The sequence below is a fragment of the Govania unica genome, from assembly GCF_027920805.1.
GTDB classification, from domain to species: Bacteria; Pseudomonadota; Alphaproteobacteria; order Sphingomonadales; family Govanellaceae; genus Govanella; species Govanella unica.
The window spans coordinates 1-10,752 of record NZ_JANWOI010000007.1 but is presented as its reverse complement, the minus strand read 5'-3'; the positions used below and the strand labels follow the sequence as shown (position 1 = coordinate 10,752).

7 protein-coding genes are annotated in these 10,752 nt (G+C 53.8%); 6 read left to right on the top strand and 1 reads right to left on the bottom strand.

Annotated elements, in window-relative coordinates; all coding sequences use genetic code 11:
- Positions 1–385 precede the first annotated feature (385 nt).
- Entirely contained in the window at positions 386–967 is a 582-nt protein-coding gene (locus NYP16_RS14585) for a helix-turn-helix domain-containing protein (protein WP_274944855.1), read from the bottom strand.
- Between the two features lie 190 nt (positions 968–1,157).
- Here NYP16_RS14585 and NYP16_RS14350 point away from each other — a divergent pair, with 190 nt between their 5' ends.
- The 6 genes from NYP16_RS14350 to NYP16_RS14325 are packed head-to-tail and all read left to right on the top strand — an operon-like array spanning position 1,158 to position 10,524.
- Positions 1,158–2,279 (top strand): YkvI family membrane protein, encoded by a 1,122-nt coding sequence (locus NYP16_RS14350; RefSeq protein ID WP_274944854.1) that lies wholly within the window; start codon positions 1,158–1,160, stop codon positions 2,277–2,279.
- 41 nt (positions 2,280–2,320) lie between these two features.
- Positions 2,321–3,331: a DUF1611 domain-containing protein gene (locus NYP16_RS14345; protein WP_274944853.1), complete on the top strand. Its 1,011-nt coding sequence runs from the start codon at positions 2,321–2,323 to the stop codon at positions 3,329–3,331.
- A complete protein-coding gene (locus NYP16_RS14340) occupies positions 3,328–4,314 on the top strand; it encodes a dipeptide epimerase (protein ID WP_274944852.1) in 987 nt (328 codons plus the stop codon). The genes NYP16_RS14345 and NYP16_RS14340 overlap by 4 nt, the downstream gene beginning before the upstream one ends.
- A gap of 9 nt (positions 4,315–4,323) precedes the next feature.
- On the top strand, positions 4,324–5,991 hold the full coding sequence (locus NYP16_RS14335) for an N-acyl-D-amino-acid deacylase family protein (protein WP_274944851.1): 1,668 nt from the start codon (positions 4,324–4,326) through the stop codon (positions 5,989–5,991).
- Between the two features lie 33 nt (positions 5,992–6,024).
- Positions 6,025–7,692: an N-acyl-D-amino-acid deacylase family protein gene (locus tag NYP16_RS14330; RefSeq protein WP_274944850.1), complete on the top strand. Its 1,668-nt coding sequence runs from the start codon at positions 6,025–6,027 to the stop codon at positions 7,690–7,692.
- Between the two features lie 45 nt (positions 7,693–7,737).
- Positions 7,738–10,524 (top strand): TonB-dependent receptor, encoded by a 2,787-nt coding sequence (locus tag NYP16_RS14325; protein WP_274944849.1) that lies wholly within the window; start codon positions 7,738–7,740, stop codon positions 10,522–10,524.
- The last annotated feature ends 228 nt before the right edge of the window (positions 10,525–10,752 follow it).

Here is a 10,752-nt window from a genome sequence, read left to right as displayed (position 1 = left end):
ATATTGGCATTTTCGCCAATTTTTTAATTATAACTTGTTAGGCAGGTTGGGATTTTGCTTTGACTTGAAAAGCGCGCCCCCCGATTTTTATCATGGACAGCCTTAATGCCTATCTTGTTAAACCACACTAAAGCTGAGTATTAAGGCTTGTCAATCTTGCCTTGTGGAAAATTATGCAATCCTTGATTATTTGATTTTCAACTGGAACAGCCACTTCAGCAAGTAGATCACCAGGTAAGCCGTTGCGGCCTTGATGGCTTCCTCTTCCATGCCTGCGGTGATCTGCCGGAAAGCGGGGATCAGTCAGGCGACCTATCTATAATATCCCAAAAGCTTACCCGTTTTTCATTAGGAAGCTCCGGTCTCCTGAAGCTTTCATAGCCGCTTATAACGGCTTTTTCTCCGGCTTGGAGCAAATGGACAGCACGCGGCACAGATCTTCTCCTACCGAGACATAGGCATGGAGCATGGAGGAATCAAAATAGATAGACTGGCCCGTGTTGAGCCTCACCGGCGCATAAAATTCGCTGTGAAATTCCAGCACGCCAGAGATGACATAGACAAATTCCTCACCGTCATGGCTGTGAAACTGGTCGTAATCATGGGCAGATGTGGCCTTGATAGTGGCGACGATAGGGGTGAAGGCCTTATGCAACAAGTCGCTGCTGAGATATCTTAAGACTTGTCTATCATCGCTGATGATCGGCCCGTCATCCAGATCATTGAGTGAGCGTCGGCCGGCCATGGGCTGTGGGGTCTGACCATTCAGGATGGCCACCAGTTCGGCGATATCAAGGGAAAAGCTTGAAGCAATTTTTAGCAGCTGATCATAGGTCGGCGAGAGTTGCTCGTTTTCGATCTTGGAGATGCTGGAGAGTGGAACTTTTGATCGCTCACTCATCTCCGCAAGAGTCCAATTTCTTTCTCTTCGCAGACTGCGGAGCTTAGCACCAAGAGAATGAGACACTGTATCAGGCCCTGTCCTATCAAGAGAAAGTCAAGCTTAGAGAAATTTAGATCATATTTCTATCGTAAAGCTTGACAGACATAAATATCGATAATAATTTTCTATTAGAGAATTATATAAGAATCAGAAAATAACGACAGGTCCTGTCGTCGGCAGTCTGCTGCCGATGTCATGGCCCAGGGGGGTATCTATGTTTTCCATCATCCGGCGTTATTGTTTGCCCGGCCTTGTGTTTCAAGGGGTCGTGATCGGTGGCGGTTATGCCACAGGGCGGGAGCTGGTGGAATTTTTCGGCCCCGTAGGTCCCATTGGGGGGTTACTGGGCATGGCGGTGACGGCGATCATGTGGGCGGCGGTCATGGCCGTGTCTTTCGAGCTGTGCCGGATGTGGGGCACCTTCAATTATCGGGATTTTTTCGAGAAGCTGATCGGACCTGGTTGGGTTGTGTTCGAACTTCTGCTGATTGCCCTGATGATTATTGTGTTGGCTGTGGTGTCTGCGGCCGCGGGTGAGATTTTCCATGATCTTTTAGGGGTGGCTCCTGTTGTCGGCGTAACGGTTCTGGTCCTGACCGTGGCTATTCTGGCGTATTTCGGCAATAAAACGGCCGAGACTTTTATCGGCGCCATTTCACTGTTCCTGGTTGCGAGCTATGTGCTGTTGGTGATCTGGACCTGGCATGACTTCGGGCCGGATATCCAGCGGACTTTCAGCGAAAGCAGGCTTCAGGACGGCTGGTTTTTGGCTGGCTTGAGGTATGGCGGTTATAATCTGGCCTGTGTGCCGGTGGTGTTTTTCTGCCTCCGCACCCTCCAGTCGCGCAAACAAGCTGTGACTTCGGGCGTAATCGCAGGTGTTTTCGGCATGATCCCGGCGGTCTGTCTTTACGTCGCCATGATGGCAAAGCCCACAGAGATTTTGCAGGCTTCAATTCCGTCCGCGGTGTTGTTGGATGCGTTGGCTGTGCCCGCGTTCAAAATCATTTTCCAGATTGTTGTGTTGGCGACGTTGCTGCAAACAGGTTTGGGCTTAGTTCATGCGGTCAATGAACGGGTCGACAGTTCGCTTAAAACCTCCCGCCGTAAATTGCCGGGCTATGCTCGGGGCGGCATTGCCCTCGCCATATTGCTCGGGGCCTTTGCCAGCGCGACCCTGTTCGGTCTCGTGGCCCTGATTGCCAAAGGCTATGGCTATATCACTTTCGGATTTATCGCGACCTTTGTGGCGCCCGTTCTGACCCTCGGTGTGTATCGCCTGTTCACCACACCGTTGGCTGACCAGGAAATGGCTCCGGCTAAATCGTCTGCTTAACAAAGCCACCCTTCGAAATACATAATATAAAGAGATTGTTTATGGTGATTATTCGAAAGCCCTATCTGTTATTTTTAGGCGATATCAAAGAATCTGCTTATGCGAAAACGGCCTTTGGGGTTCGGGATTGGACGCCTGAGGATTGTATCGCTCAATGGTCGATAGAGGGCACAGCGGTTGATCTCGGCCTCGATGTGATGAGCCCCGATGTTGCCCAACAGGCTGGCGCGCGGTCGCTTTTGATCGGTGTGGCGCCAGTCGGCGGAGCGATCCCGAAAAGCTGGGTGCCCTATCTTGAACAGGCACTGCGGGCCGGTCTCGATATTGTAAGTGGTATGCATAGCCGCCTTGCAGAAATTCCTGGCCTGACGGAATTGGCTGAGGCCCATGGCTGCATGCTTCACGATGTGCGCCATAATGACAGTAAATTTCCCATTGGTACGGGGCGCAAAAGAACCGGCAAACGTTTGCTGACGGTGGGGACGGATTGCGCGCTTGGGAAAAAATATGCTGCGCTGGCCATCACCAGGGCCTTGCAGGATCAGGGCATTGCTGCGGATTTCCGGGCCACTGGGCAGACCGGAATTATGATCGCCGGCAGCGGTGTGGCCGTGGATGCGGTCATCTCGGATTTCCTTTGCGGCGCTGTTGAAACCTTGTCGCCGGATAATGATCCCGATCATTGGGATGTGATCGAAGGTCAAGGTTCATTATTTCATCCGGCTTATGCCGGGGTAACCGTGGGCTTGCTGCATGGCTCTCAGCCGGATGCCATGATTTTATGTCACGACCCGAGCCGCCGACATATCGCCGGTTATCCGGATTTTCCGATCCACGATCTGCGCGAGGCCATAGCGGCCTATAGCCTTTTGGCGAAACTGACCAATCCAAAGGCTGAATTCATCGCCGTTGCGGTCAACAGCTCCTCGTATACTGAAGCCGAAGCCGCAACTCTTATGATCAATATTGCGACTTATGTGGGCCTGCCCTGTTTCGATCCCATGCGTAGTGATCTCTCGCCGGTGGTGAATGCGGTGAGGGCAATGGGATGATTGGGATCACGCTCAAAACATTATCCTGGAGCCTGTCCGAGCCGTTTAAAATTTCACGCGGAGAGATCACGCATGTGGAGGCCGCCTATCTGGAGCTGCGCGGACCTGGTGGTGTCATTGCTCATGGGGAAGCCTGCGGCATCAATTACGAAGGTGAAACACCCGACAGCATAATCACCGCTGTCTCCGCTATTCAGGATGACATTCAGAAGGGCCTCACACGACAGGACCTTCTTGATCTTCTGCCGGTGGGGGGCGCACGGAATCTTGTGGATGCGGCCCTGTGGGATTATGAAGCGAAAACCTCCGGCCAACCGGCCTGGAAGCTTGCCGGGCTCTCGTCTTTCGAGACAGTGGTCTGTGCGCAAACCATTGGCATTCGTGATGTCAAAGGCTATGCGGATCGTGCCCGCTCGTTGCGTGATTTCCCGCTGTTAAAAATCAAGGTCGGCGGCGATGGAGACGATATGGCCATCCTCGAAGCAGTGCATAATGCGGCGCCGAATTCAAAATTGATCGTCGATCCCAATCAATCCTGGACCATGGATCATTTGACGGATTATGCCGCGCGCCTGCATGGGCTCGGTGTTGTGCTGTTGGAGCAACCGTTGCCGGTGGACGGGGATGCAGAGCTTGAAGGACTGCGCTATTCCATTCCGATTTGTGCGGATGAATCAATTCATGACCGCTCGGAACTTATGGCTTTGCGCGGCAAATATGATGCCATCAATATCAAGCTCGACAAGACTGGTGGCCTGACCGAAGCACTGGCCCTGGCGCGGGACGCACAGCAGGCTGGTTTTCAATTGATGGTCGGCTGCATGGCCGGCAGTTCGTTGGCCATGGCACCCGGCGCGATCATTGCGCAGCTTTGTGGTTTTGTAGATCTCGATGGACCGTTGCTTCAATCCACGGATTGGGAGCATGCCATTGACTATGACAGTGGCTATATGATGCCGGTGCCACGCGTTTTATGGGGATAGGGGGATCTGATGAGAATATCTGGGCGCAAAAATCTGGCGCTGGGTTTGGTCATGTCCATGGTTTGCTCAAGCCTTGTCTTTGTCGGGGCTCGGGCTGGGGAACAAGACTATGACCTGGTGATCCGGGGTGGGCTCGTTTATGACGGCCTTGGCGGGGAGCCGGTGCAACAGTCCGTCGCTGTGCGCGGTGATCGCATCGCTTATGTGGGCCCGCGTCAGGATCTGAAAGCCAGACGAACGATTGATGCCAAAGGCCTGGCCGTGACGCCAGGATTCATTGACCCCCATTCGCATATCCTTGAATCCGTGGTTGGTGTAGACGGCAAGTTTCTGGTCGAACAGAACCTCGCGCAGGGCATCACCACGGCGGTGATCGGGGCCGATGGTGCACTCGGAATTCAGAGATTAAAACGGGTCAAGGCGGCGCTTGCGACCAAAGGCACGACGCAGAATTATTTCTGTTACATCGGCCATAATGGCGTACGCAACGATATTATGCCCGGGGCCAAACCTGTGGCGACCGAAGCCGAGCTTGCACAGATGAAGGCGGAAGTCGAAGCCGGCATGAGGCTTGGTTGTGTCGGTCTTTCGGCAGGTCTCATGTATGACCCGGGCATGTTCAGTGCGCCCGAGGAAATTGTCGCACTGGCCCGGGCCATCCAACCGTTCGATGGCGTGTTTGATTCCCATTCCCGGGATCCGGTCAATGAATTCCTGAAGTCTGAACTGGAGACCGCTGAAATTGGCATCGCGGCCGGTGTGCCGGCCAAGCTTGGGCATATAAAATCTGTCGGACTTCGCAACAAGGGCCAGGCCAGCAGCCTGATCAACCATGTGCGGGCGTTGCGGGCTGAAGGCTACGAGATCGTCGGCGATGTCTATCCCTATGACGGGGCTCAGACCCGGCGTCTGATTGCGGTACTGCAATTTCCCGACCGTGCACCGATTTCCCCATCAGAGCCGCGTGCAGCGCTGATGGATGAGCTTCGGGCCTCACTTGCCGATCCGGTAAAAAGGGCCGCGCTTAAAGCCGCCACAGAACAAGGCGTGAAGGGTGGCTTCAGCTGGGTCAAGGCGGTCGGCTATGACAGCATCCGGATTGTTGACGCGCCCAGCAACCCGGAATTGATGGACAGCTATATCTCTGTCATGGCCGAAAACCGTGGTGTGGATGGTTTTACGCTGCTGACGGATCTTCTGCTGGCGGTGGACAGTGATGTCATCGTCACGGTTGGAGCCATGGATGAAACGGACGTACAGGCATTCATAGCCGAGCCATGGAATATGATCTCCAGCGACGGTTCCTATATCGGCAAGGGCAGCGTCTATGGCGCCTCGCCCCATCCACGCTCCAGCGGCTCCTTTGCCCGGGTGCTGGGCCATTATGCGCGAGATCTGAAATTGATCACCTTGTCTGAGGCCGTGCGCAAAATGACGTCTCTGCCGGCGGATCATCTCAGACTTTATGATCGTGGGCGCATTGTCCCGGGGGCCAAAGCCGATATTGCGATTTTCGATGCTGCAACCATTGCCGATAAAGCGACTTACGTGGCGCCGCAAAATCTGGCGGTAGGCATGCACTATGTTCTGGTCAACGGTTCACTGGTGTGGGCGCAAAACAAGCCGACCGGCGCAACGCCCGGCACATTTATCCAACGTCAACTGAAGAAAAAATAACTGATACACGCAACATTCTGTGGGGAGCAGACAATGATTGAGAGAGTATCCGGGGCTGAGTCAGTATCAAGAAAATTTCGTCGCTATCTGAAAACGGCTTGTCTGAGTACAGCGATCCTGACTTTGGGTTGCGGTGTGGTCCTGGCCAAAGATGCGGATATTCTGATCCGCAACGGATTGATCGTAGATGGCAATGGAGGACAGCCTTACAAAGGTGATATCGCCATCAAGGATGGTGTGATCCAGGCCGTCGGCAAGATCAAAAATATCAAAGCGCGGACGGTGGTGGATGCCAAAGGCTATGTGGTCAGCCCGGGATTTATTGATCCCCATACGCACATCCCTGAAGCCATTGAACATCTCGATGGAAAGTTTCTGTCCGAGCAGGATATCCGTCAGGGCGTAACGACGGTCATTATCGGGCCTGATGGGTTTAAATCTCCTGAAGAATTGCGCGCCATTCTGGCTGCGGCGAAAGCCAAGGGCACCAGCCAGAATTACGGCTGCTATGTGGGTCATAACGGTGTGCGCAAAGCGGTCATGGGCAATGTCCAGCGGACCCCCAGCGCTCAAGAGCTGGACGCCATGCGGGCACAGGTTCGTGAAGGCATGGACCTTGGCTGCGTTGGATTATCGTCGGGCCTGATGTATGAACCCGGCATGTTCAGTGAGCCCGGAGAGATCGTGGAACTGGCGAAAGTCGTCAAGCCTTATGACGGTATATACGATTCCCATTCCCGCAATCCCGTAAAACATTTTCTGCAATCCGAGCTGGAAACAGCAGAGATCGGCATCAAGGCCGGCATCCCCGCAAATCTTGGCCATGTGAAAGCCGTTGGTCTCGGCAATGAAGGTAAAGCCATCGAACTTGTGGGGCGGGTCGATGAGCTGATCGCGAAAGGCTATCCGATCACCGGGGACGTCTATCCTTATGATGGCGCCGCGACGACGCCTTTGGCGGCGATCCTGGTTTATCCCGATCAGGCATCGCGCAAAGACTGGAGCCCGGAGGCGGCTATGACCAGGCTCCGGGCCACTTTGAAAGATGCAAAAGCTGTGGCACAGCTGAAGGATCATTCGGAAAACGGCATCAATGGCGGCTTCAGCTGGATCAAGGCTGTGGGCTATGACAGCATGCGGATCGTCGATATTCCAAGCCATCCGGAGCTTCTCGATAAATATATCTCCCTGCTGGCTCAGGAACGCGGTGAGGATCCATTCAAAACCCTGACGGATCTGTTGCTGGCGACCGATGGCAAGCTCACCATCACACTCGGGGCCATCAAAGATCCCGATCTTCATGCCATGTTGAAAGCGCCTTGGGCGATGATTTCCAGCGATGGTTCTCATATCCACGGGAACTATGCGCTGCATCCCCGGTCGACTGGATCTTTTGCCCGGGTTCTCGGCCACTATAGTCGGGATCTCAAGCTGTTCTCCCTTGAAGAAGCCGTGCGCAAAATGACGTCTCTGCCGGCCGACACTCTGCGTCTTTATGACCGTGGTCGTCTTCAGGCTGGAAAGGTTGCAGATATTGCCATATTCGATCCGGCAACCATCATCGATAAATCGACCTATATGGAACCCAGAACATTAGCGGTTGGCATGAACCATGTTCTGGTGAACGGCGAGTTTGTGCTGCGGAACGGTAAAATGACCGAAGCAGTGCCTGGACATTTTGTCGCTCGTCAAAAGAAATAAATCATCATCGATCAGACAGACACCAGAAAAATAAGGAGTCCCGTTATGGGAAAGAGAATGTCACATAGAGGGCAAAAGCACTTGCTTGCCCATCTGAATTCAACGGCGGCGACGCTCACCATCACGGCTTGCATGACCTTTGTATCATCGGCCGCATGGGCCCAGAGCACAGATGGCGTGCTTGAGGAAATCATCAGCACCGGATCGCGTATTTCCGGTTCCGCCAATGCACCAACGCCGACCACAGTGATCGGCGCAGATTATGCCGAGATGCGGGCTTCGGCCAATATCGCCACCATGCTGAATGAGATGCCGGCATTCAAGGCATCCAACAGCCCGGCGACAAGCTCCACAAGTTCCGCCAACGGGGGGAGTAATTTCCTCAACCTGCGCGGCCTTGGCCCGCAACGGACATTGGTGCTGGTCGATGGTCGCCGTCATGTGGCGACGACTTCGGCCGGACTTGTGGATTTAAATGCGATCCCGATCAATCTGCTGAGCCGGGTTGAAGTGGTGACCGGCGGGGCATCAGCGGCCTATGGATCCGACGCGGTGGCTGGGGTCGTGAACCTCATTCTTGATGACAGTCTTGATGGGGTGAAGGGCGATCTGCAATATGGTCAGTCCCAGCATAGCGACAGTCGTGAATACCGCGGCTCGATAGCCTATGGGACCAAATTCGGAAACGATCGCGGGCATCTGCTGATTGGGGGTGAATTTGTGGACAACAAAGGCCTCCTGGATCAGAAACAGAGAAAATGGGGACGTGAGGGTTGGCAGGTTATCTCCAATCCCAAATACACGCCAACCAATGGCGAATATCGTCGTCTGATCTCCCCGAACGTCCATCCGGTGAATGCGACCGAGGGCGGAATCATCACATCGGGTGTCAATGCCGGGAAACATTTCCTCCCCGGCGGTGTGGTTGCCCCATTCCAGTTCGGCGATCCTCGGGGCTCGGCCTATATGGTCGGTGGTGACGGCATTCACATGGGTCAGTATGTGGGCCTTGCGGTACCGGTGAAGCGTTATAACACCATGGGCCGGGTCGATTATGATCTGACGGACAATGTCCGGGTTTTTGCAGAAGCGTCGTTTTCGCGCTCCCAATCGATTAATAATATCGTCCAGCCTTATGACTTTGGCACGCTGACCATCAAGCGCGACAATGCTTTCCTGCCGACGTCCTTATATGACAGCATGCTGACGGCGGGAGAGACATCTTTCAAAATGGGCCGCATCAGTACGGACCATGGTTTCTACACAACAGACTTTGATACCAAAACCAAGCGAGGTGTTCTTGGTTTCGAAGGGGATCTCGGGGGCTGGACCTGGAACGCTTATTATCAGGAAGGCCGGACGGATTATTCCGCCGTCCTGCGCAATCGGGTGAACAGCCGATATGCGAACTCCATCGATTCTGTCATTGATCCAGTAACCAAAAATCCGATCTGCCGTATCAATCTGAATGTGGATCCGAGCAAGCGTGATCCGGCCTGTGTTCCGGTCAATCTGTTCGGTTTTAACTCACCATCCCAAGCGGCCATTGATTATTTCATGGCAGATCAGTGGCAGAAGACGAAAATTAGCCAGCGCGTGGCCGAGTTCAGCATCAGCGGCTCTCCATTCGAGACCTGGGCCGGGGCGGTAGACATGGCCCTAGGGGCCGATTATCGCCGAGAAAAGGTCGATACCACGGTCGATGAGATGTCGATCGCCAGTGCCTATTCCATCGGCAATCCGAAACCGATCAAAGGCTCCTATAACGTCAAGGAAGTCTTTGGTGAGGTGTCCGTACCCGTGTTACGAGATCTCGCCTTTGCTGAAAAAGTCGATATCAATGGCGCTGTCCGCTACACCGATTACAGCACCAGCGGCACGGTGACCACCTGGAAGTTTGGTGGATCCTGGACCATCAATGACTCCCTGCGGCTGCGGGCCACGCGATCGCGCGATATTCGCGCGCCCAATATCGACGAAATGTTCATGGCCGGTCAGCTGCGCTTTGCCACAGTTATTGATCCGGCCAATGGTGCCCAGACCAACGTATCGACCCTGGCTGGAGGCAACATCAATCTTACCCCCGAAAAGGCCGATACCTTCACGGCTGGTTTCGTGGTTGAACCGTCTTTTGTGCCCCGCCTCCGGGCATCGGTCGATTATTATAACATCAAGCTGAAGGATGCCATCAGCACCCTTGGTCCCCAGGATATTGTCACGCGTTGTGCCGGCGGCACGACCATGCTTTGTGACCGGATTATCCGCGATGGCAGCGGGGCGATCGGTCAGGTCATTCTGACCCAGATGAATCTGAGCACTCTGAAGACCAGCGGCGTTGATGCTGAACTTCAATATACCCTGCCGTTGTCCGGTTCTGACGGAACCTTGCAATTCCGTGTTCTCGCGTCTTATGTAAAAGAACTGTCGACCAACGACGGCGTGATGACCATTGACCGCGCCGGCGATCTGGGGAATGGCCTGGCCGGCGTCCCCCATTGGCGCGGCAATGCGAGCGTAACCTATTCACAGGATCGCTTTGCCCTGTTCACCCAGGCCCGTTACATCGGGTCGGGAAAATATGACAGCACCTTTACTGGCATGGATATCAATGACAATACTATCCCAAGCCGGCTCTATGTGGATCTGTCGGGCCATTATGAAGTGATGAATGAAGGGGCCAGCAAAGTTCAGCTGTTCTTCAACATCAACAATCTGTTCAATAAGAACCCACCGGTGAACCCATCCACATTCTTTGCTTCTCTGGCTTCGGCCCCGGAACTTTATGACATGATCGGCCGGTATTTTTCAGGCGGCGTACGTTTCAAATTCTAAGATCTGTTGTTAAATTAAAGCCGCCTCTTATAAGAATAAGGGGCGGCTTTTTTTGTGAGTAGCGAGCGTAATCTTATCCCTAGAAAGCCTAGGCTCAGGACCCATTAATTTCTTGCTGGAATGATCATTGGTTGATTCAATGGCAATACTAGGAGGTGTTGCCATGAGTGATTTGCTGTTGCTTTCGGAAGTGCAGATGCGCCGGATTGAACCCTATTTTCCCTTATC

Excerpts from the sequence above, each read along its gene's own strand:
- NYP16_RS14345 (WP_274944853.1), top strand. The coding sequence starts at position 2,321 with ATGGTGATTATTCGAAAGCCCTATCTGTTATTTTTAGGCGATATCAAA.
- NYP16_RS14335 (WP_274944851.1), top strand. The coding sequence starts at position 4,324 with ATGAGAATATCTGGGCGCAAAAATCTGGCGCTGGGTTTGGTCATGTCC.
- NYP16_RS14340 (WP_274944852.1), top strand. The coding sequence starts at position 3,328 with ATGATTGGGATCACGCTCAAAACATTATCCTGGAGCCTGTCCGAGCCG.
- NYP16_RS14325 (WP_274944849.1), top strand. The coding sequence starts at position 7,738 with ATGGGAAAGAGAATGTCACATAGAGGGCAAAAGCACTTGCTTGCCCAT.
- NYP16_RS14350 (WP_274944854.1), top strand. The coding sequence starts at position 1,158 with ATGTTTTCCATCATCCGGCGTTATTGTTTGCCCGGCCTTGTGTTTCAA.
- NYP16_RS14330 (WP_274944850.1), top strand. The coding sequence starts at position 6,025 with ATGATTGAGAGAGTATCCGGGGCTGAGTCAGTATCAAGAAAATTTCGT.